The sequence below is a fragment of the Candidatus Bathyarchaeia archaeon genome (genome assembly GCA_041447175.1).
Taxonomy (GTDB): Archaea; Thermoproteota; Bathyarchaeia; order Bathyarchaeales; family Bathycorpusculaceae; genus JADGNF01.
This window is the reverse complement of sequence record CP166960.1, coordinates 231,842-253,647: the sequence shown is the minus strand read 5'-3', so window position 1 is coordinate 253,647 and position 21,806 is coordinate 231,842. Positions and strand designations below refer to the sequence as shown.

Annotated in this window: 19 protein-coding genes; 10 read left to right on the top strand and 9 right to left on the bottom strand. The window is 48.9% G+C overall.

From position 1 onward, the window contains the following. Positions 1-127: 127 nt before the first annotated feature. Genes tes through ACBZ72_01325 form a run of 3 tightly spaced genes read right to left on the bottom strand, consistent with a single transcriptional unit; the run spans position 128 to position 3,394 of the window. Positions 128-1,588 carry a tetraether lipid synthase Tes gene (gene tes, locus ACBZ72_01335; GenBank protein ID XES77532.1) on the bottom strand — a complete coding sequence of 487 codons (1,461 nt, stop codon included), beginning with the start codon at positions 1,586-1,588 and terminating at the stop codon, positions 128-130. Between the two features lies 1 nt (position 1,589). After that, positions 1,590-2,468: a UbiA family prenyltransferase gene (locus ACBZ72_01330; protein ID XES77531.1), complete on the bottom strand. Its 879-nt coding sequence runs from the start codon at positions 2,466-2,468 to the stop codon at positions 1,590-1,592. Beyond that, positions 2,465-3,394: an NAD-dependent epimerase/dehydratase family protein gene (locus ACBZ72_01325; protein XES77530.1), complete on the bottom strand. Its 930-nt coding sequence runs from the start codon at positions 3,392-3,394 to the stop codon at positions 2,465-2,467. The genes ACBZ72_01330 and ACBZ72_01325 overlap by 4 nt, the downstream gene beginning before the upstream one ends. Positions 3,395-3,444: 50 nt before the next feature. Between ACBZ72_01325 and ACBZ72_01320 the strand changes: the two genes are divergently transcribed. Together ACBZ72_01320 and ACBZ72_01315 are read left to right on the top strand one after the other, a co-directional pair. Beyond that, positions 3,445-4,281, top strand: a complete 837-nt coding sequence (locus ACBZ72_01320) for an adenosylcobinamide-GDP ribazoletransferase (protein ID XES77529.1) — start codon at positions 3,445-3,447, stop codon at positions 4,279-4,281. Continuing rightward, positions 4,278-4,907, top strand: a complete 630-nt coding sequence (locus ACBZ72_01315) for an NTP transferase domain-containing protein (protein XES77528.1) — start codon at positions 4,278-4,280, stop codon at positions 4,905-4,907. The genes ACBZ72_01320 and ACBZ72_01315 overlap by 4 nt, the downstream gene beginning before the upstream one ends. Positions 4,908-4,948: 41 nt before the next feature. On the opposite strand, the gene ACBZ72_01310 is transcribed toward ACBZ72_01315, so the two are convergent. Further along, positions 4,949-6,163 (bottom strand): Kelch repeat-containing protein, encoded by a 1,215-nt coding sequence (locus tag ACBZ72_01310; GenBank protein XES77527.1) that lies wholly within the window; start codon positions 6,161-6,163, stop codon positions 4,949-4,951. A 187-nt stretch (positions 6,164-6,350) separates the two neighbouring features. Then, on the bottom strand, positions 6,351-8,906 hold the full coding sequence (locus ACBZ72_01305) for a PQQ-binding-like beta-propeller repeat protein (GenBank protein ID XES77526.1): 2,556 nt from the start codon (positions 8,904-8,906) through the stop codon (positions 6,351-6,353). A 215-nt stretch (positions 8,907-9,121) separates the two neighbouring features. Between ACBZ72_01305 and ACBZ72_01300 the strand changes: the two genes are divergently transcribed. Next, positions 9,122-10,132 (top strand): Lrp/AsnC family transcriptional regulator, encoded by a 1,011-nt coding sequence (locus ACBZ72_01300; protein XES77525.1) that lies wholly within the window; start codon positions 9,122-9,124, stop codon positions 10,130-10,132. Between the two features lie 198 nt (positions 10,133-10,330). On the opposite strand, the gene ACBZ72_01295 is transcribed toward ACBZ72_01300, so the two are convergent. Continuing rightward, entirely contained in the window at positions 10,331-13,003 is a 2,673-nt protein-coding gene (locus ACBZ72_01295; GenBank protein XES77524.1) for a PQQ-binding-like beta-propeller repeat protein, read from the bottom strand. A 239-nt stretch (positions 13,004-13,242) separates the two neighbouring features. On the opposite strand from ACBZ72_01295, the gene ACBZ72_01290 reads away from it, so the two are divergent. The 5 genes from ACBZ72_01290 to ACBZ72_01270 all read left to right on the top strand — a co-directional run bounded on the left by ACBZ72_01290 (position 13,243) and on the right by ACBZ72_01270 (position 17,967). Further along, positions 13,243-14,253 (top strand): Lrp/AsnC family transcriptional regulator, encoded by a 1,011-nt coding sequence (locus ACBZ72_01290; GenBank protein ID XES77523.1) that lies wholly within the window; start codon positions 13,243-13,245, stop codon positions 14,251-14,253. A gap of 108 nt (positions 14,254-14,361) precedes the next feature. Continuing rightward, positions 14,362-15,789: a radical SAM protein gene (locus ACBZ72_01285; protein ID XES77522.1), complete on the top strand. Its 1,428-nt coding sequence runs from the start codon at positions 14,362-14,364 to the stop codon at positions 15,787-15,789. A 1-nt stretch (position 15,790) separates the two neighbouring features. After that, positions 15,791-16,750 (top strand): DUF362 domain-containing protein, encoded by a 960-nt coding sequence (locus tag ACBZ72_01280; GenBank protein ID XES77521.1) that lies wholly within the window; start codon positions 15,791-15,793, stop codon positions 16,748-16,750. 87 nt (positions 16,751-16,837) lie between these two features. Next, positions 16,838-17,386 (top strand): hypothetical protein, encoded by a 549-nt coding sequence (locus ACBZ72_01275; protein XES77520.1) that lies wholly within the window; start codon positions 16,838-16,840, stop codon positions 17,384-17,386. 104 nt (positions 17,387-17,490) lie between these two features. Beyond that, positions 17,491-17,967 (top strand): hypothetical protein, encoded by a 477-nt coding sequence (locus tag ACBZ72_01270; protein ID XES77519.1) that lies wholly within the window; start codon positions 17,491-17,493, stop codon positions 17,965-17,967. A 20-nt stretch (positions 17,968-17,987) separates the two neighbouring features. On the opposite strand, the gene ACBZ72_01265 is transcribed toward ACBZ72_01270, so the two are convergent. The 3 genes from ACBZ72_01265 to ACBZ72_01255 are packed head-to-tail and all read right to left on the bottom strand — an operon-like array spanning position 17,988 to position 20,873. Beyond that, positions 17,988-19,187, bottom strand: coding sequence for a glycosyltransferase family 4 protein (locus tag ACBZ72_01265; GenBank protein XES77518.1), 1,200 nt, complete (start codon positions 19,185-19,187; stop codon positions 17,988-17,990). Then, the gene (locus tag ACBZ72_01260) at positions 19,184-20,167 is read right to left on the bottom strand and encodes a glycosyltransferase family 2 protein (protein ID XES77517.1); all 984 of its coding nucleotides are present in this window, start codon (positions 20,165-20,167) and stop codon (positions 19,184-19,186) included. The genes ACBZ72_01265 and ACBZ72_01260 overlap by 4 nt, the downstream gene beginning before the upstream one ends. A 4-nt stretch (positions 20,168-20,171) precedes the next feature. Beyond that, a complete protein-coding gene (locus ACBZ72_01255; GenBank protein ID XES77516.1) occupies positions 20,172-20,873 on the bottom strand; it encodes a glycosyltransferase family 2 protein in 702 nt (233 codons plus the stop codon). 168 nt (positions 20,874-21,041) lie between these two features. Here ACBZ72_01255 and ACBZ72_01250 point away from each other — a divergent pair, with 168 nt between their 5' ends. Continuing rightward, positions 21,042-21,431, top strand: a complete 390-nt coding sequence (locus ACBZ72_01250; protein XES77515.1) for a HEPN domain-containing protein — start codon at positions 21,042-21,044, stop codon at positions 21,429-21,431. Continuing rightward, positions 21,421-21,738 carry a nucleotidyltransferase domain-containing protein gene (locus tag ACBZ72_01245; protein XES77514.1) on the top strand — a complete coding sequence of 106 codons (318 nt, stop codon included), beginning with the start codon at positions 21,421-21,423 and terminating at the stop codon, positions 21,736-21,738. The genes ACBZ72_01250 and ACBZ72_01245 overlap by 11 nt, the downstream gene beginning before the upstream one ends. Positions 21,739-21,806: the final 68 nt, after the last annotated feature.

The following is a 21,806-nucleotide window of genomic DNA, read 5'->3' as shown; positions in this document are numbered from 1 at the left end:
AATTCTTTGGACACAAATAAGATAGACAAATCAACACATGAAATAATGCACAAAATCCTGCGCTCAAACCCAACAAACACCGACAACACATTTGAAGGAAACAAAAGAAGAAAAAAATGCACATCAGCTATTGTTGCTTTTGTGAGTAGGTTTCCTCAGTGTCAATTCGGTGGATGTTGTTGTAGGCGCAAAACGGAATAACCTTCAAACTTGGGGTGACATAATGCACCACACAGCGTTGCACACGGTTTACGTCAAACGTGTAAGGATCCATAAACGCCATGCAACCTAACAGGAAAATCCGCCGCCGAATTGGCCCAAGCGACTGGTAACTGGGCGAAATATGCATCTTCAAAATCGCCTTCATCAGCGTAAAAAGCCCCACTTCCTTGGTCACCAAAAACATGTCCAACGACAGCATCGCAGCCATAAACAGCGACGAAAGCAAAGCCGTCTTACTTTTGTTCTCCACGTGCTGGGCAGTTTTCAAAATTTGCCCAAAGAACTTGTCAAAGTTCACGAAGTGGTTGATGGGTATCATTTTACCCTTTTTGGAAACGTAAATCCAGTTCACGATGCCGCAGTGTGGACTGCAGGAGAAAAGCGGCCAAGGCTTCTTCATGAATTTGCGCATGATTTTTATGGGGGAACTCATCACGCCCATCGGAAACAGATCGGCGGTTTTGATTTCGCCGTCCGTTTGTGACTCGACCTGCTCAGCGAAACGCCAGTCGCGCCATGCATCTTGAAACGGGTTGTCTGTTGCGCGCCCAGTGAAGGCGATAGGCTGGAAAATGACGCCGCGAACAATGTCGCTGTTTTTGGCAGCGAACTTTATGATGTTGCCAACATCATTGTCGTTAAAGCCAGTCATCAACGTGCAAACCAAAATGACCTCCATGTCCAGTTTGCGGCAAACCTCAATGGCTTTGTACTTAAGCTCCAGCAGTTCTCGTCCACGCACTTTCTGGTAAAATTCGTTACTGAAGCTGTCAAACTGCAAGTAAACAATGTTCAGACCGCTTTTTTTCAGCTGCTCAGCACGTTCAGGCTCTTCAGCGATGTGAATCCCGTTGGTAGCCAGAATCGTCATGAACTTAAGCTCGTGGGCTTTGGCGATGATTTCGTGCATGTCTCTGCGTTCAAGGGGTTCACCGCCTGAAAACAGAATTGCGGGCGGCTTTGGATTACGTTTACTCAGAAAGGTCAAGATGTCAAAGAGTTCCTGTTTTGTTGGCTCGTAATCAACAATGTGATCAGAGAAGGTGGAGAAGCAGATAGCGCATCGAAGGTCGCACTCTTTGGTCACGTCAATGACGCCGATTACGGTGTCAGAAACATGGTTCTCGCAGGTAGCGCAGGTATAAGGGCAGCCAACAGCTTTTTTAGCAACATGAGATTCTTCAAAGTTCTTAAAGTAGTCGTATTCTTCGGTGAAGTTGTAAACTTTTGGACTTTGCCAGTGCGTAGCCGTGAAGGTTCCGTGCTGGGGGCAGGTTTTGGTTATGTGTATTCTGCCGTCTTTAACGGTTAGTTCAGCTTCGATTTGTTTTTGGCATTCAGGACAGATACTTTTGGTCTTAGACATGTTACAGTAGGCCTCCAATTGTCGTGGAAAGAGCTTCAAGTATGAGAGATAACGGGAGAAGAATCATGGACATGGTAATTAACCGCTCGTATTTACGCACATTCGCAACCGTCGCAGGCGAGGTTACCAAACGCACTGACGAGTAAAGCAGCAGAGCACTCCAAATCAGGATAAGCGGCAAATAATACACCGAGAACTCGCCGATACAGTAAGGCAAAGGCGCAAGCAACCCACAAGCCACAAAAAACACTGCTGCAACTGTGGCGGATTTAGGATTGCCGATTTTCTGGGGCAATGTGGGGTACCCCACTTTTGAGTCGCCTTCAAGGCTGAGGATGTCGCGGAGCACGTTGCCGCCGATGGTGCCAAACGCAATCGGATACAAACTAAGTGAAATCAAAGTCACTGTGCCAGATATTGTGGCTTCGCCATACAAGAAAGCGGTACCCGTTAAGAGCCCCATCAAAAGATTAGCTGCAAAACCCGATTTGCGCTTCACCAGCCAAGAGTAAAGCATCAGCAAAGCAGAATCAGCCAACAAAATGGCGAAGCTTAGCCAGTTGATTAGAGCCGCCAAAAGCAAACCAGCCGCGAACAGCACCCCGGAAACTGCAAGCACCTGTTTAAGCGACAAGGAACCTGAGGGAAGGGGGCGTTTGGGTTTGATGACTGCGTCGCTTTCTTTGTCAAAAAAGTCGTTTATGGCAAACCCCGCTGAAGCTATGAATGCCATCGAGAAGAAAATCAGCGGAATCAACTGTAGGCTGGGAAAAGCGCCTTTGGTTATGGCGAACGCTGTCAGCAGCGCAAGCCCGCCGGTCATGAGCCAGTAGGGTAACCGCAGAAGTGCGAGGAGCCCTTTGGCGGATGTTTTGCTCAAATCATTTTCCTCTCAGCGATAAGGTTTTGCAGGTGATCCACAAGGAGGACCTTTGGGGTCCAACCGAGCTCTGTTTGGGCTTTAGAAATATCAAACCAAATGGCGGTTACGTCTCCTTGCCATGATTGCCCTGTTGTAGTGACCACTGTTTTGTCGGTTAACCCAAGGATGTTTAGCATCATCTGAGCAAGCTCAACAATCTTGGTGGTTTTGCCAAAACCCAAGTTAAAGGTTTTCCCAAAGGCAGCTTCATCTGCGCAGAGCACTAAAGCGTTAGCGATGTCAAAAACATGCACAAAATCGCGACTTTGCTGACCAGTGCCAATGATTTCCAACTTTTCAGGGTTTTTCTGAAGTTTATCTAAGAAGTCATTGATGACACCATGACAGCGTGAGCCATAGACATTGGCAAAACGAGCGACCGTGATTTTTAAGCCGTATTGCATTGTGTAAATTTGACAATATTCCTCGCCGACAACTTTGCTTAAACCGTAGCAGCTGAAGGGATGAAAACCATAGGATTCAGGTGTCGGGAATAAGGTTGGATTACCATAAACTGCGGCGCTGGAAGCAAAAACCATTTGTGCATTATCCTTACGGGCTTTCTCTAGCACGTTGACAGTTCCGTGGGCGTTTGTCTCAAAGTCCGAAGTGGGGTTTTCCATGCTGTAAGGAACCACAACTTGGGCTGCCAAATGGTAAATTAAGTCAAATCGGGGTAAGCTCAAAAGCTGTTGTAAGTCAAGGATGTCGCCTTTGACAAAATTTGCTTGAGGGTTATCCTCAAGATTTTTGATTTTGCCGCTGCTGAGGTTGTCGTAAATGGTTACGTCTGCACCTAATTCAAGCAGTTTCTTGGTCAGGTGGAACCCGATGAATCCTGCGCCACCTGTCACCAGGATTCTTTTGCCTTTGAGTTGTGTCATGCAGCCTCACGATAAAGCTATATCCTATTGTATAGCAGTGAATAGGGTATATGTCGAAGATGAATGCTATAAATACTTTTAGGGATTTGCTAGCGTTCCTCACAATTATCCCCTTAGGCAAAACTGAGGATTTCATCTCGACAAGTGCACGAAATATGTGGCTTTTCCCGTTAATCGGCGGGTTTTTGGGGCTGCTCGCCGCAGGATACTTTGTAGGATGCAACATAATTGTGGCTTTTCTGGTTGACGCAGTGAACTTTTTGGTACACATACAGGTAGGTTGGTTGGCAGGGGTTTTGCCCGCAGCAATGACTTTAGCGGTTCTGCTGATTTTGACAGGTTTTCAGCATTTTGACGGGCTAGTGGATTTAGGCAACGCACTCGGAGTTAAGACACTGCAGGAACGCAGAGAAATAGCTCACCGCTGGATAGTCACCTACAAAGGCGCGTTGCTGGCGTTTGCGGTGGAGTTTGCAGCGTTTCTGGGGCTGTTCATGCTAAACGTGAACTTTGCAGTCCGAGCTCTAATTGTTGCGGAAATCGGCGCTAAACTTGCAATGTTAACCATCGTTTGGCATGGCAAAGCATCCCACGAAGGCTTAGGTGCACGATTTATCCGCAACGCAAAACGCAGCCTCAACATCGCGGGTTTTGCGGTTGCATTCGTGATTGGCTTTGCCCTGTTGGGGGTAGCGGGGGTTTTGGTTGTTGCCGTGGCGGCTTTGTTTGGGTTATTTATGGAGAAGGTGGCTAACGGCATGTTTGGCGGAGTCAGCGGCGACATGATTGGCGCAACCAACGAGGCAGCCAGAGCGGTGGTTTTGGTTGTGGTGGCTTTGATTTTTATGTTTGTTTCGGGACTGTTCTGGGGAGGTTTGATGCTGTGAAGATTCCCGCTTTAATTATGGCTGGCGGCAAAGGCACCCGCATGGGATTAGCGGTGGAGAAGCCATTGGTGCCGTTTTTGGGCAAGCCGCTGCTAGATTGGGTTGTCAACGCGGCAACTTCGGCGAAAAAGGTTTCGCGGTTTTACGTGGTCACAAGCCCAAACACGACAAAAACGCAGGCGTACTGCCAAAGGAAAGGTTGGCCGATAATCATGACTAACGCCAAAGGCTACCATGAGGACCTTAAGCAGGCTGTGGCAAAAGAGGGACTACGCTGTCCTATGTTGACTGTCCCCGCAGATGTACCTGCGTTGACGGGCGAAGCTTTGGATAAAATTGTCACGGCTTACGAGAAGTGTGGCAAGGATTATTTGGCGGTGTTTGTGCCCATTGAGAAACGGGAGGAGTTGGGGCTGTCGATTTCCTCCACCGACGAATACAAAGGCGTTTGGTATGCGGTTTCAGGCGTGAACATAGTCAATGGGATACGGGTGCAGGAAGAAGGCAAAATCGAAACCAGCGCCATCATAAGCCAAGACACCGAAGTCCTGCTTAACATCAACACCGTCAGGGACTTGGAGATTGCCCAAAACCTAATGTTGCAGCAGAAAAAGAAGAAGAAATAGCAACAATTTGCAGAGAACATTGTGTACTGGATTTGCCAACACTACCGTTTTCTTTTCATAACCACCACTAAGACAAAACCGACCACAAAAACTACGGCGACGGCTATGGCTACAACAGGCAGCAGTGATGGGATTTCAAAAAAGGGTTCAGGCGTCGACGTCTGGGAGTTGCCGTAGCCAAATGGTGTGTAGACAAATGTGTGATCGGGGTAGCCTGAAATGACAGGCGAAAGGAAGCCGCCGATAGCGAAGAGTTGGTCATTCACGTTTGCAACTCTAAAGAATTCGAGGCGTTCAGACAAAGAAGAGATGGCGGACCAACTGTCTGTTGCGGGATCATACATGAAGCCTGCACCTGTTGAGCCGTTAAATGTGCCAAAGAAGTAAAGTCGCCGTAGCGCGTTAACTCCTGAGGTTGCCGCAGCGGAACCAGAGGACAGAGACATCAGAGAGGAAAGAGGCGCCAGACTGGACCAAGTGTCCGTTTGCGGGTTGTAGACTTGCAGAGAAGTGGTGTCTGCTTCAGGGTTAAGCGCTTCGCCTAAAAGGTAGATTTTGCCGTCAGAAACACATGAGGAGCAGCCGACGGGGCTAATCTGAGGAGTCGCCTTGGTTGCCCAAGTTTGCGTGGCGGGGTCATATTCTTGGTTAAATAAACCGCTGTCGCTGTTGCCCATAACATAGATTTTGTCGCCTACAGCATTTGCAATAACAATTGTTTCCGCGGAAGCATCTAGGGGCAGGGCTACTTTGTTTTCCCACTGGTCCACCACCGGGTCATACACCAAAACCTCCACCGCCACGGGCTCCGAGTAGTTATCCACGCCAAAAGCGTAAACCTTGCCGCCAACGCTTGTTACACCAAAGGAAAATCTTGAGAGCGGCACAGTTGGAAAGGGCATCGGCTGCTTGGTTGTCCAAGTGTTGGTGGCGGGGTCAAATTCTTCCGTGGTGTTAAGCCTGACTGGCCCACTCGGGGAGTCTGCCATGCCGCCCACAGCGTAGATTTTTTGGTTGACAACGGTTACTCCGAATTGCCAGCGGTTAGTAGGCATAGGGGCGGCGGTGCTCCATGAATCTGGAGGCGGGTTTGTCTGCGACGGCAAAGGCAAGTCAAGGGGTAGACTGCCCTGAACCGTAGAGAAGGCACAGGTTAAGGCAAATAGGACAATTATCAGGTGCAGTGTTGCTTTGGGGGTTTGCATGCGCAGTACCTTGTTAGCTTCAAACCAGCTGACCTTATAAACTGATGCCACAGCCTGTTAAGCCAATTGGTTTAGAACAGGGGACAATAGAGGTTTGCTGGGGCTTTTTAAACTTAGGAGGAGAATGAAAACTGATGAAGATGACATCAGCATTCAAGCCCACTCAGCCCTCTATTGACAGTGCCTGTTGTTTCTTCTTCGCTAAAAAAAGGGAAGAGAGATTGTTGGGGTTTATTGTTTATTTTCGTCGTCTAAGGAGGACTGCTGCAACAGCTACTGCGATGATGACAACTACAGCGGAGATGACAATGTAGATTTCTGTGCCAACGCCACTTTGCGGGTTTGGTGCAACCGAAGGCGACGCCATTGTAGGCGCCAAAGTAGGTGCACTAACCGCGGGCAATGCACCTGCTGAACCAACTGCTACGAAAGTTGTCGCATATGAGCCGCCATAGGATTCAGTTCCGGTAAAGTTCGCAATGATTTCATACGTTCCCGCCGATGGTGGAGTCCAACTGATTCCAAAGCTTCCACCCATATCGCTTACTGCAGTGCCAATTGGGTATCTTGCGCCGTCAGAGCCAACCGCGGTCAAAGTCACTGGGACTCCAGTAACAGTGTTTGGCATTGGTTTTTGCATATACAAGTACTCCATCCATACGCCCATGTCAGCGTCTGAAATGCAGGGTGTTCCTGTTGCGCCTGAAGACTGGTCGGTAACTGTGCCTCTTATGGTTATCACCGAGCCCGCTGCAGCACCGCTCATTGGCGCTTCAACAGTTGTTGCACTTGGACCTTTACCGATACAGTAGATGCGCCCGTCATAGTTGTTGAGGTATATGAGGTAGCCGTCTGCGACTGGCCAGTTCATTTGTCCAAAGGCGCCAACACCGCCCCAGCTTTGTATGACCCACTTTTCTGTGCCCGTGTATGCATCGATGCAACGTACCTTCACACCTTTGTACAAAGGCGAGTTAGGCGAGTGCTCACCAGTGTAGCAGTAGACTTTGCCGTCCGCAATTGCACCCATAAACAAGGGGTAGTTGCCGTATGGGGTGTCGAGCCCGCTGTTTGTGCTGTTGCCTTCGCCGCCGTTACCGTACGTCCACAGAAGGTTGCCGTTGTTGGTGTCGTAGCAGTAGAGAACTCCGCCGTAGCCCGCTGTGTAAAGGCGACCATAAGCGGTGTAGCCTAATTGCCCAGAGGGGCTAAAGCCTGGAGAGCCATAATAGTTCCAAGCTGCGGGGTCTCCAACTGGACCCCATAGACGTGCGCCAGTGTCCAGATTGAAGCCTATCCACTGCATTGTTTCTTTGTCCATCATGGTGAATACGCGGTTGACTGTATCTACTGGACCCATTGACCGCGTGAGGTCACCTGCAGGCTGCACGTAATCGGTCATCCACAACAATTGACCTTTTGTTTCAGGCTTTAGGCTTAGAGCCCAAATTGCGCCAGTGGTACCCATCATACCGCCGAAGGTTTGGGTGCTGCCCAGCACTAAGTCGTCGGGGATAACGTACCAGATATTTGAGCCAGGAGGCAATTCAGGTATGGTGACGTTCCAGGAGTACGCGTTGCTTGCATCAACGACTTTGCCTACGGGTCTCCACTGATATGCACCTGTGCCTGTGCCTAATTCGCCAGCCAACTCTAACGCCGCGGTGTTGTTCCACATTGCCATCCATTTTCCAGCCACGTTCAGCTGATAAATGTCGATGCTGCCATCTGGACCGTACACGATTTTCCCGCCTAAGGTGCCTACAAGTGGGGACGTTGCTACGTTTGCAGGAACATTAGTTTCGTTGAAAAGCCAGTTGCCGTTAGATGGGTCATACGCGGACCATGTTGTGCCTTCACTGGTCCACAGGTACCCGTTCGAGATTACGCCGTGCTGGTTCATTGAATCGTACCAGTAGAGTTGTCCATACCACGGTTTAGTTGCATTCTTTATGAAAATCTCTTCGCCAGTGCGTAAATCAACGCATGCATAGCCATTTCCAGTGGGGTCATTGCTGCGGGGGAGCGGGTAGTAGAGTCTTCCGTACATGATTATGGGGTTGGTGAATTTTCCTTCATATGAAAGCCCCGTATAGTAGGTTGCGCCAAAAACGCCAGTGTTGCTTCCTCCAACGACACCGCCATCCTGCAGTGGTTTAGCCCACATTACGTGAGCGCTGTTGGGCGCTGAACCGTCAGGTTGGACGGCACCGTTGTAGATTTGTGGAGAACCAAGGTAGTTTGAGGCTATGCATGCCCACTGGGAATTTGCTCCATCAATGGGACGTGTCCAGTAGCCTGTTGGAAGGGGATAGTCTTCGACGGGTTGAATTTGTTCTTGTTGCACTGTTAGGGTCGCGGTTGCGCTGCTGCCAAGGTAGATGTCGCCGACAGAATCGCTAGGCAAGCCTGGAATGCCGTTGGTTGGGTTGTACAGGGATAGGGTTTGTCCAGGATAGTTGAAGAACAAATTGTATGTGCCAATTTGGTCAGGTGTGTATAGGGTGTATGCTGACGAGGTTGAATCCGAGTAAAACGGACCCAAGGTTTCTGTTGTACCATCGGGTTTAGTTATTTCAACTGTGTAGTCTGTCCAGCGGTCTCCACCGATTCCTCCTGCGGTAGGGGGAACTTTGTCAATCCACATAACGATGAATACTTGTTGATTGACTCCAACGGGGTTAGGTGAAGCAGCCACGTACGCATAGGTTGTCAAGGTTAAAGGCGGGTCATGACAGAAAGCAACGGGAACAAGGGCAGCGAGAATCATAAGCAGGGCAAAAGTAAAAGCCATCAGTTTTGATTTTTTGGAAAGATACCTAGTTTTTGGATTTTTTTGTATATACATTCATTTTCCCTCTCTCTTACGAACTGCCCATGGATTGTCTTTTGCAGTTAAATAATTTTCTACACATAGAACGAAAAAATGAAAAAAATGCACTGAACCAACAAGAAAGGTTCAGAATTTTTAAATACATATCCGACACTAAACTGAATAAGGGTAGAAAAATGACAGCGGGGAAGATTAGCGAAATCGACGCAAAAATTCTGAAAACCTTGCTGGTAGAATCACGCACAAGCTTCACCGAAATCGCCAATCACTGCGGAATTTCAGTTTCCGCCGTAAGAAAACGGTACAACCTCCTCAAGGACGCAGGAATAATCAATGGCGAAATCATGCAAGTAAACCCCTATGCGTTTGATTACAAATGCGTCTGCGACATTGGAATCACCGCATCAATCAAGAACGAAAAAGAAATCATACAAAAACTCAACACCACCTACAGCATAGGCGCTGTCATTGGACCTTGGGGAAAATTTAACATAAAACTCCTTGTTGCCTTAAGAAGAATAGACCAGCTTCCAAGAATCCTTCACGACATAGAGGCAGACTACCGAACAAAAACAGTGGACACACTGATATGGACAGAACCAGTGCATATGGACCACCCTGAAAACTTATCCATTGGCCCCCTAACAGCCCATGCTACACAAGAAGAACACTTCAGCCTTATCGAAAAGGCACACGAAAACACACCCATTGACGAGAAAGACCTAAGCATCGCAAGAATCCTTTCCGTGAACTCGCGGACGCCATTTAGCGAAATTGGGGAAAAGCTTGACCTCTCCACAGCAAGCGTAATCCAGCGATACAAAAAACTCCGAAAAAACTTGCTAACGCTCTCCACAATCACAGTTGACTTAAACAAACTGGGCTACAACGCCATGATGCATACCCTCATAAAAGTAGCAAATAAGAGCAAGATTGGTGAGGTTCATGCAAAACTGCTGGAAATACCCAATTTGATTGTTGCAATAAAGTACCTTGGAACCTACGACTTCTTAACCTTGAGCGCAATCAGAGATTTCAACGAGTTCTTTAGCATAAAAGATAAAATCCGCGCCATAAACGAGGTAGAAAAAGAAGAAACCTTTCTGTGGCAGGCTTTTCCAAAATGGCCCGCGAATGTCTTTGCACCAATTCTAAATTCACAGCACATCACACATAACAGGGGTTAATGCATAAGGATAATCAAGCAGTACATTGTGGAATTTAGCAGAAAGACAGGGTTTGCTGGGGCGCTGGATGGAACTTAGGAGAGAAAAAATGAACCCAACGAGCAAAGTTGGAAATCATTCCAGAACCCACTCAGCCCCTGCATTTTTCATTAATGCCTTACTTTTTTAAAGAAAAAAGGAAAGGAGGCTTTTACAAGCCTATTTCCGTCGGCGGAGAATCACTGCGGCGGCAACTACGGCTATGATTACGAATGCAGCGGCGATTGCAATGTAGGTCATTGTTGGGGTGCCTGCGCTGGTGGGTTGTGGAGCTTCACTGGGGGAAGGCGAAACGGGTGATGATACGGTTGGGGAGGATTGGGGTGTCTGTGTTGGTGCGGCGGTTGGGTTTATTGAGGTAGGCTGTGGAGAGGCACTGGGACTGACAACAAAGTATGTTGTGTCCTGTGAGCCCCAGTAAGAGTTCGTGCTTTCGAAAGTTGCGGTCACGTGGTAGGTTCCTGCCACTGGTGGAGTCCAAGTTATGCCGTATTTGCCGTTTATGTCGGTGACTGCGTTGCCGATGTCTTGGGAGTTGCCGTTGGGGTCTGTGGCGGTTAATTTCACAGTAACGCCGGTTGGGTCAGTTGGGGCAGGTTTTTGCATGTATAGGTACTGCATCCATTCACTCATGCTCTCGTCAGACATAGCTGCAGCTACATTGAATTCGCCGCTTTCCACAAGTTCTTTGGCGCCTGCACTCTGATCTATGACGGTGCCTGTCAGCAGAATGTTGGTTCCTTCTGAAATTATTGGTTGGGGAGCCGTGACAGTGGTTGCGCTGGGTCCTTTGCCGATGCAGTAGACTTGCATGTCGTAGGTGTTAAGGTACACCATGTAGCCGTCGGCGATTGGAAAGCCTTCTGCTCCGAAAGAGCCGATGGCAGCCCAGCTCATCAGGGTCCAGATTTCTTCGCCTGTGGTTGCGTTGATGCAGCGTACTAGGGATCCTTTGCTTTCGGGGGCGTTGGGGGAGTGTTCACCGGTGTAGCAGTAGACTTTGCCGTCCGCAATTGCACCTATGAAAAGCGGGTACATGCCCCAGGCGTTTTCGGTTCCGCTGTAGGTTTCGTTATATTTCCACAGCAAGCTACCAGTTGAGATGTCGTAGCAGAAGAGTTCGCCACCGTATCCAGCTGTGTAAAGATTGCCGTAGGCTGCAAAACCTGCTTGACCAGCGCTACCCATGCCCACAGTGCCGTAGTAGTTGAAGTCGCGGGTATCACCAATTGGGCCCCAAAGCAAATGTCCATCGTCTATGCTGTAGGCGAGCCATTGCATAGTCTCTTTGTCGTTGAGCAGGAAAGTGCGGGTTGTTGGGTCTACTGCATATATTTGTCTAGTGAGGTTTCCTGCGGGTGCGCTGTAGTCCTTCTGCCACAATAGTTGACCTCTTGTCTCAGGTTTCAAACTTAAAGCCCAGAAGGTGTAATCCAATGAGCCCCATCTTTGTCCCGAGACGGTCGTGGGAGTATTGCCAAGCACTAAATCGTCTACGACAGCAGCGATGGATGAGCCTGCAGGCAAGGCAGGTATTGTTACGTTAAAAGAGTAGGCTGTGCTTGCGTCGATTACTTTTCCAACGGGTCGCCAGTAGTAGATGCCTGCTCCAGAGACCTCGGCAACTTGGCCAGGAACGGTTGTGGAGGTGCCGTTATAGAATGCTGCAGTGTTGTTCCAACATGCCAGCCAATGATTAGTGTTGTCGAACACGTATCGCATTATTTCTCCGTTTGGACCGTAGACATTAGTGCCTGAAGGAACATTTGTCAAATTGAATAGCCACTCGCCTGTTGATGGTTCATAAGCAATCCAGGTTGTGCCGCTAACTGCCCATAGGTATGGAATAACGCCGTGTTGGTTAGGTGATTCGTAGTCGTAAAGTTGACCGAAGGTGGGATTAACAGCGAAATTCTTGCTCCAAATTTGCTCTCCTGTTTGCAAGTCTACGCAGAAATATTTGCCGCCTACTAAGTCATTGAATCCGCCTAGAACGCTGTTGCTTAGTGGTTCAGCATAGTATAGTCGACCTTGCATTATGATGGGGGATGTGAATCGTCCTTCATAAGAAAGCCCCGTATAGTATGTTGCTCCGCTAACGCCAACATTGGTGCCGCCAACCACTCCACCATCTTGAAGGGGTTGCGTCCACATAATGTGAGCACTGTCTGGCGCTAAACCATCGGGTTGTAAACGATTTGCAAAGCTCCCGAATTCAGCTCCGTTTGGTTTAAGATAGTTTGAGGCTATGTATTCCCAACCAGTGTTTTGACCCTCAATTGGGCGGGTCCAGTAAGTGGTTGGAAGCGGATAGTTTGGTGCCGATTGAACTTCGTCTGGTTGTACTGTTAGGGTTGTTTCTGCACTGCTTGGTAAATAGTTGTCGTTTTGGTAGTCACCAGTCCATGTGAATGTTTGTCCGGGGTATTCAAATTTGAAAGTGTATGTTCCAACTTCAGTAGGTGTGAAAAGTGCAAATTGCGATGAGGTTGTGTCTGAAACTACTGGAAACTGTCGTGTTTCCGTGGTTCCATCAGGTTTTGTGATGGTGAGCTTGTAGTCGTAGAATCGAATGTCGTTGTCTATCATTGCGCCGGGCAGTACTTTGTCAAGCCACATTACAACGAACATTTGCTGGTTAACTCCCACTGGATTGGGAGAAACCGAAATGTAGGCGTAGGTTGGTATGTCCCATGTGGGTGTGTGAGCAGTAGCAGATGGCGTCGCAGCAATCAGCGAGAAGAGTATAAGCAAAGCAAAAGCAAGTCCAGATATGCCAGCGATCTTACCGCTGGTATGTTTTTTAGGAAATTGTCTAAAATTTATACTCAATTTTCCGTCTCTCCATATGTTCTGCACTACTAGCAACCAACATACATTTAAACATTATTTGAAAACCCACTGTTTAAGGAAAAAAACACAAACTTAACACCCATAAGTGTTTAAAATTTAATGCACATAATATTTGATAAAAACAAAATCAAAACAACTCTCAGGAGCGCAACGGAAAGATGGTGAAAAAATTAAACAGTAACCCATAAGCGATATTAAGAGATTGAAAATGTATAAAGTTGAGCAAGAACTATAAAGAGGGGCAGCAGACGAAAAAAAATGACGCGATTGACTTCAAAATTCTAGAAGCCCTCTTAGTTGAGTCCCGCACAAGCTTCACCGATTTAGCTAAACTATGCGGGGTCTCAGTGACAGCAGTTATTAGAAGGTATGAACGGTTAAAGAAAGCGGGCATTATCTGTCAGGAACAGATGCATCTTAACCCCCTCAGTGTAGGTTACGAATGCGTAGCCGAAGTAGGCCTAATTACAGATTTAGCTGACAAAGCCAAAGTCTTAGACACGTTAAGAGCCAAACCCACAGTCAAAATCTGGGATGCCTTAGGCAAATACAGCATTTACGGCTTACTGTTTGTACACAAACTAAACGAATTATCTGAAGCAATCCAACACATAGACTTCAAACCTTACGTTAAAGAAGTGGACGTGTTAATTTCTGATGAGCCTTGGAAAAGCAGGTGGCACCCCGAAAACCTACTCGTCAACCCATCCCAACGCGAAAAAAAGATGCAAAAACCCGAAAAACCACCTGCCGCATTCACAACCACACCCCTTGATGAAACAGACAAGCAGATCATAAGGATGCTTATGAAGAATTCGCGGACAACTTTCAAAGAAATCGCCGAAAAAACCAACACCTCCATAAACAACGTTATCCAAAGATACCAGAGTCTAAGAGAAAAAAACGTTATCAACCTTTCCACAATCTCAGTGAACCTTCTCAAGTTAGGCTACAACGCCATAATGGACACCTACATCAAGGTAGAAAACAGAGGCACCCTGACCGAAGTTGAAAAACAACTGCTCCAAGTACCAAACGCAATTTTCTGTGCAAAATTTGTTGGCGGCGCATACGACTTAAGAGTGGCAACTATCTTGCGTGATTTTGGAGATGCCTTCAGCTGTGAGAAACAGGTTCAAAAAATAAGGAACATTAAAACAGCAGAGTTTTATTTGCATGAAATACCTAACCCATGGCCAAACAACAACGTGTTAACCGATCTAATTTAGAGCCCGCTGCTTTTGTCTTTGCAACCAGTTGGTTAATGTTGAGAGAAATCTTTAACATGCCCATGTACTCCATTTAATATGATGTATCTCCCGCTTAGGTGACATGCCATGAGTTTGCTTAGCCACGACCACTTCTGGAACGCCATCATCAGTTTTCCTACAACCAAGAAGATGCTCCAGTTGTCGCTCAAAAAGTGCCCCGCCTGCGGCAAAACCGTCTTGGAAGCCGCCTTAGATGACTACGTGGGCAAATCCTACGCAAAATGCAAAAAATGCAGTGGAACGTACTCGCGGATAATTGGGTTCTGGATAGAGTTCCTTCGAAAAAGCCTCAACATCAAACGGGAGAAAGTGGAGAAGCTTCTCGCCGACGCCTACGCCCGCCGCGCCGTACTGGACATAGTGCAGTCGTTTAACTATTTTGGCATCAAAAAGCCCCTGAGCATTTACGCGCCATTTCTGGTGGTGTGGGACTTCACTCACAAATGCAACCTGCGCTGCCAGCACTGCTACAGCAAAAGCGGCTCTGTCCAAGAGGAAGAGCTCACCACCCAAGAAGCCTTGGATGTGGTAGACCAGCTTGCCGATGCAGGCGTCACGGCGCTGGCTTTCTCAGGCGGCGAACCATTAACGCGGAAAGACTTCTTTGAGGTGGCTCGCCACGCTGCTGACCGTGGGCTTTACGTGTCGCTTGCCAGCAACGGCACGCTGCTCAACAAGGAAAACGTGCAGAAACTCAAACAAGCCAAAGTCAACTACGTCGACATCAGCATCGACGGCGCCACCGCCAAAACTCACGACGAATTCCGCGGCGTCCCAGGAGCCTTTGACAAAGCCATGGCAGGGTTGTTAAACTGCATAGAAGCGGACCTTTGCGTGTGTATAGCCACCACGGCAACCAAGAAGAACCTTGACGAGATGCCTGCCATCATTGATTTGGCAGAGGAAATCGGGGCAGAGCGCTTCACAAACTTCAACTTCGTCCCAACGGGCAGGGGAAAAGAGCACTTTGACCAAGACCTCTCCGCTGAGGAACGTGAGACGCTTATGCGGTACCTGCTTGCAAGGATGTCTAAGGGCTGCAAAACCACCATCCTCACCACCACGCCTCAGCTGGCTCGTGTAGGTATCCAGTGCCAGGGAGATTCAGGCACGGGCGAGGTGATGATGTCGATGGCGCACATGCAGACGGTGAAGGTTACTAAGAAGGCGGTTCCGCTGGCGGACTTCATCGGCGGATGCGGCGCAGGCAGGCTCTACTGTTCCCTCTCCCCACAGGGCGATGTGCATCCCTGCGTGTTCTTCCCCGCAAATGTGGGCAACCTTAAAAAAGAAAAATTCATTGATGTTTGGCTTAACAGCCCACTTTTTAATGCGTTTAGAGACCGCTCCAACCTAAAAGGCGCTTGTGCATCCTGCAAATACAAGTACATATGTGGGGGTTGTCGAGCCCGAGCCAACGCTTACCACGACGACTGCTTGGCTTCAGACCCCGGCTGCGTTTTGGCAAAAGCTGCCGAGACAGGGAGCACCTGAAATGCCACAGAAAACCGTCAAAATCCACCGAGTCCAAAACGACAACATCAGCCAAATTCTTAAGGACGCCGTAGCAGACGCGGATTTGAGGGGTAAACAGCTGATTTTCATAAAACCCAACCTCAGCCACTACGAGTACCTCACGGGCGTTGTCACCAGCCCAGAATTAACCTACGAACTCATCGGGCTGTTACGCGACCGCGCCTCCGAAGTCATCGTGGGCGAATCAGAGGGCTTTAACTACAGTTGCCGCTTGGCGTTTCAGCAGACGGGCATGGAGGACGCCGTTAAACGGGCAGGTGGAACAGTCATAAACCTGTCTGAGGACAAGGTGGTTGAGGTCAAGTTCCCTGACAGCACCAGCCCACTGAAGCATCTGTTTCTTCCCAAAACCGCTTTAGACGCCGACGCCGTCGTGGACTTGCCCCTGATGAAGACGCATGAGTTCATGAGGTACAGCGGCGCCCTTAAGAACCTGTTTGGGTGTGTGCCCAGTAACCGCCGCATCTACCTGCACCCGTATTTGCCTGAGGTGCTTTGCAGGCTTTACTGCATCTTCAAACCCGCCCTTACCATCATGGACGCAAGGGTCGGCATAGAAGGCAACGGACCCACCAAGGGCGTGCCGGTGCCGATGGGGCTCATGTTAACAGGCAAGGACGCGTTAGCCACCGACATTGTCTCCACGCAGGTCATGAAGCTCAACTGGAAAGACACCTACCTCAACTACGCCGCCAAACAGACAGGACTCAAAGAAACCGACATCACCGTGGAGGGCGTGCCTGTTTCGGAGGTTGCACGCAGGTTCATGCCGCCGCGGATTGATTTGCCCGTGAAGGCACAGATGATTATTTACCAGAATGAATACCTCACCAAATTTTTTTTCTGCTCACTTGATATTGTGAAGGTCTTTCAAAAAGTCACCAAGGCATATCGAGGCGAAGCGGTTCAAGTTGCCTAATTGGCGCATCGTTTCAACCGAAACGTGCTTAAGGGTGGAAAAAGGTTAAGTGCTTCTGGTTGCACGTCTTGTTGGACGTGTGCTTAAATGAAACACAAGTCAAATGCCTTCACAGTAGCCCTAATCACTTGCGGACTACTCCTCTCATGCATCCCATCTGCGGTCGGTTCATCATTTATGGATGAAATAAATTCGGACACGCCATTGGAAACTGCAGCAGACAGCCCAGCGTCAAATCAAGACTTCACCATATTAAAATCAAACAGCACCGTCACAGAACCCATACTAAACCGCACAACCTCAGAAGTAACCTTCACCGTCACGGGTCCCGCAGGCACATCAGGTTACGTGTGGTGCAAAATCGCGGAAAATTTGATTCCGCATGAAGACGTAGAAAAAAACGTGAAGGTGCTGCTGGACGGCAACCAAATCAATTACATGCACACCTTCGATGAAGGCTCTTGGGAACTTTTCTTCAACTACACTCACAGCACACACCAAGTCACCATAAGTTTACCCAAAGAAAACACAACCATCTTTGGAATAGACAGCCTAACCTTTGCCATAACGCTTGCTGCCTCATGCGTCATATTAGGCACGGCGATTGCTATTTGGCACAGAAAACAAAAGTCATGACGGCGCAAAGTAAAACCATCAGCTGATTTTCTGAAAAACGCTGCTGTTCCAATGCTTAGTCTTAAATACGAACCAAGCCATAGGGCTTCGTGAGCGAACCAATTATGAGGAAACTGCTTTGGGTTAGCATCGCGCTGGTTGTATTAGTGGGGCTTGCGGGTTTGTGGGTTTTTAGAGGCGCATGGCTGCCCTCTTCGGAAGGCGGATTTAGGCTGGCTTCTTTGGAAGACAACAGCGTAGTGGTTTCTGACGCAGACGTTTTATCGTATAACGCCACAAGCCAAGAAATAATCCTCACCGACCAAGCGTCCCAGCGGTTGACGCAGATGGGCGACAATTTGTATAGTTCTGTGTATGTTATTAAGATAAATGGCGAAGAAATCTGCCAAGGCCTTATCAGAACAGCTTCCTGGTCCTTGCTTCCCCCACCCTCCAAAATCGAAATCTATTTTCCCTCGGACTTAACAGGTGACCACGCATTGAGACTGTTATACCACCGATCTGCGCCATCCAACAACATGCAAGAACACTACACACCATTCATTCAATACTTTGAAGACGCAAACAAACTAACCCAATAGCAAGGTTGCCAGCGCGATTGCTAGGTTCCCTGTAGAACTTCCTCGTAGACCTTCATGGCCTCCTTGACGACTATGCGCCAGTCCAGTTGTTCTTCGATTGTTTTGCGCGCCTGAGCCCCCATTTCCCCCGCCGCCGCAGGGTGCTCCAGCAGGTAAAGAATGCGGTTACTGAATTGTTCCGCATTAAAGGGTTGACACATGAAGCCGTTTTTGCCATCCACGATAGTTTCGTGGATTCCACCCACATTGGTAGTCACCACCGGCAGCCCCGACGCGAGCGCCTCCAAAACCGCAAACGGATGATGCTCATAAAACGTCGAGAAGGCGAACACGTCGGCGGCTTGGTAAAGCTTAGGCAAGTCCTTGTCAGGAGTGTAGCCTGTGAATATCATGTTGTTTTTTACGCCCAACTTTTCGGCGTGTGTGAGGAGTTTTTTCATTTCGTCACTTTGCCCCTTGCCGCTTATGATGAATTTGGCTTTGGGGAACCGCTTGACCACAGCGGGAATGCTTTCAATCAACGTGAACAAACCTTTGCGTGCATACAGGCGCCCAACCGAGACAATAGCAGGGGCGTCAGGGTTAAAGCCAAGGGCCTTCTTGATTTTGCGTTTGTCGGCTGCTGGATGGAACTTTTTGGTGTCCACCCCATTGTGGATGACGCGAATTTTGTTTGCGGGGATTTTGTAGTAATGTGTGAGTTCCCATTTGGTGAAGTGGCTAACGGCTATGATTTTTTGGGCGCGTTTAAGCATGCCGTTTTCAAAGAACCGCAAAAACCAGTTAAAACTCACCAAAAACTTCTCATTCGCGTTCAGTCGGCTGTAGGGTTCACGACGAATCGCTTCGGCTTCGCCCTTCCAAGTGGAATGCACAGTGCAGACAAGGGATTTTCCGAATCGGGGGGGCACGGCAAAGTTTGGTGTTAGCGGCAACTGCGGGTGCGTAACATCCACGTTGGCGGTGTCTTTGACGCTGCCCAGTTTGCGGTAGCTGTTACCTGCCAACATAAATGACTTAACTATGGGCATTTTGGGAATCTTGAGGAAAGACACGTCAAGCTGGGGGTTAACGTGGACGTCTTGGGCTTGATTGGCGCCCGTAACTACATAAATCTTGTAGCCGTTTTTGAGTAGCTCGTTGGAGAGGTAGTAGACGTAGCTGCCTGTGCCACCTGTGAGGGGCCAGTATTCGGGGCTGATGAAGCACACCTTGGTCATGTCCGCTTTTTCCTCCTGTCAGTGAATAAGAATTTTGCGGCGCCAGTTAGCCACGCGAAAACCCGCACATAATAAAGCACCACCATCCGCATGGCAGTGGCATCGTGGAATTTCATGGAGAGCTTTGACGCCGAATAAACGTAGTAAACAAAGATTGCCGCCAAAAGCCCACCCGAAACATACCACAACGGTCTAAGCAGCGGAACCACACCCAAAAGGGCACAGGCAAAAACCGCCAGATACAACGCAGGCTGCAGGTTCATACCTACGTCGGTAATTTCGTCGCCCCTCGCCAGACGCCCATGCTTAAAGTACAAACGGGTGGTGTTTTTGCCGTACTGCAACTGCTGGCGCCAGAACGCATGCACAGTGGGGCGGTTGTAGTGGTAGCATTTAGCGTTGGGTTCGTAGGCGATTTTGTAGCCTAAACGGCTCATGCGGTAGCCAAAGTCGGTGTCGTATTGGCTGGGGAAGTTTTCGTCCCAGCCCCCCACCTCCTCAATGACACTGCGTTTAAGCAGCAGGTTCATGGTGGCTATGCGTCCCGTGTATTTGCCAATGCGGCTGTAGCGGTTCTTGATTTCGTAGCCAATGCTACGCGCCCAAGGGTTCTGGGGGTTCCAGGTTTCGATGGAGCCACTGACCCCCGCCACTTGCGCCTCGTCAAGGTGGGGCACCAGCGTTTTTAGCCAGCTTGGTTCGACTTTGGCGTCGGAGTCCACAAAGCCAAGAATGCCGTGGTGAGCGAGGCTGAGGGCGTAGTTGTAGGCTGCCGCCGCATTCAACGGCTCACAGAAAACGTGGGGCGTGTATTGCCGCGCGATGTCGGCGGTGCCATCAGTTGAGCACGCGTCGACTACGAGGATTTCAAGGGCGTCTTCGGGGTAGTCTTGGTTGACCAGCGCTTGGAGGCATTCGCCGATTGTTTGGGCGTTGTTGCGGCAGGTCACAACTATCGAGACACTGGGCAGGGCGTTCATTTGGTCAGCTCCTTAAGTACGCTGCTAAAATGGAGAGCAAGATTTTTATGCCATCCACCAAAGGGTCAACTCCTGACCTGCCATAGGTGCGTTGCTCAAAGGTTATGGGGACTTCGCGTATTCGGAAGTGCCTGCGCGCGGTTTTCACCAGCATCTCGGATTCAATTTGGTATTCAGTTGAAATAAGCGTCATGCTTTGCAGAACTTGGCGGGTCATGACACGGTAGCCTGACTGAGAATCACAAATCGGGTTATGGATGAGGAACCTAATGAGCTGATTAAACAGCCGATTGCCCGCCTGATTTATGCGCCGCGTGGCTGAGGTTGCTTTGCCGTTGAACCTGCAGCCGATGACTAGGTCTGCGGCGCCTTGGCGGATGGGCTGCAGCAGGCGGGGCAACTCTTCGGGCAGGTGGGAGCCGTCGGAGTCTATGGTTGCAATAATGTCTCCGCGGGCTTTAACGAAGCCTGCCCTGAGGGCGTAACCTTTGCCCATGTGCTGGGCTAATTTGATGACTCGGACGCCGCCTTGTCGAAGCACAATCTCCACGGACATGTCGCTAGAGTAATCGTCAACCACAATTATTTCGTGCTGCAAACCGGTTGCTTTAAGGACGGCTTTAAGACGGCAAATTATGTCCCCTACTGTGGGTGCCTCATTTCGCATGGGCACTACGACGGAGAGCAGCGTGCCACCAGTTTGCATCTTAGGATACAAGCACCCGAAAACAGGATATAAAGTTTGGCTGATAAGACAAAAACGTAACCACCACCAAAAACAGGGACGACGTTTTTTGGCTGTGCAAGCATCAAAGACCGTTTTATGCTTAAATATACAAAAAACCGTTACCTGTAAACAAGGAAGAACAGAACCTTGACCAGAAAAGAAGAGGAACAACGCCTGCTCAAAAGGTCAGGAGATTTTTTTGAAACCGCAAAGTATCAAACAACCCAAGGCTTCTTTGACCTTGCCACGTTCAGTCTTGAGCAGTCCTTGGAGCTTTTCTTGAAAGCAAAAATGTTGGCAAACGGCGTCGATTACCCAAGAACGCATAGTCTTCGAAAGCTTTTAGAAACGTTGGTGAAGTTGGTTTCTGAAGATAAAAAAGAGGTTGTGGAGGGCGTTTTGGAGAAGTACTTGTTGGAGTTGGGCATGCTTGAAGATGCCTACATAACGTCACGGTATGTTATGAGGGAATTCACGAAAAAAGAAGTAGAAAGATTAACTTCAGCGGCTACGGAGATAATGAGAATTGTCCCGTGACCTTTTAGTGGAAGATGCTTTGCAGAGGCAGGAAGCTTTTAGGAATCTCCCTGAACATCTACGAACCATCAAAACAACCGTCCAGAGGCTTGATGCCCAAGCAGAAATTTACCTGTTCGGTTCAGTTGCTGAGGAGAAGCATAGCTACTCCAGCGACATCGACGTTCTCGTAATCACAAACTTAAAGCCCGCTACGGTTCATGCCCAGCTGTGGAAGGCAAAAATAAAGGAGCCCTTCGAAATTCATGTGCATACGCGAAAAGAAGCCGAATTCTTTGAAGGCAGAGCAAGACTGACAAAAGTATAGCATGCAACGGTTTATTAGGTCTGTCGGGCTGTCTATCCTTCATCCGCGACGTGAAAGTTGAAGCCAAC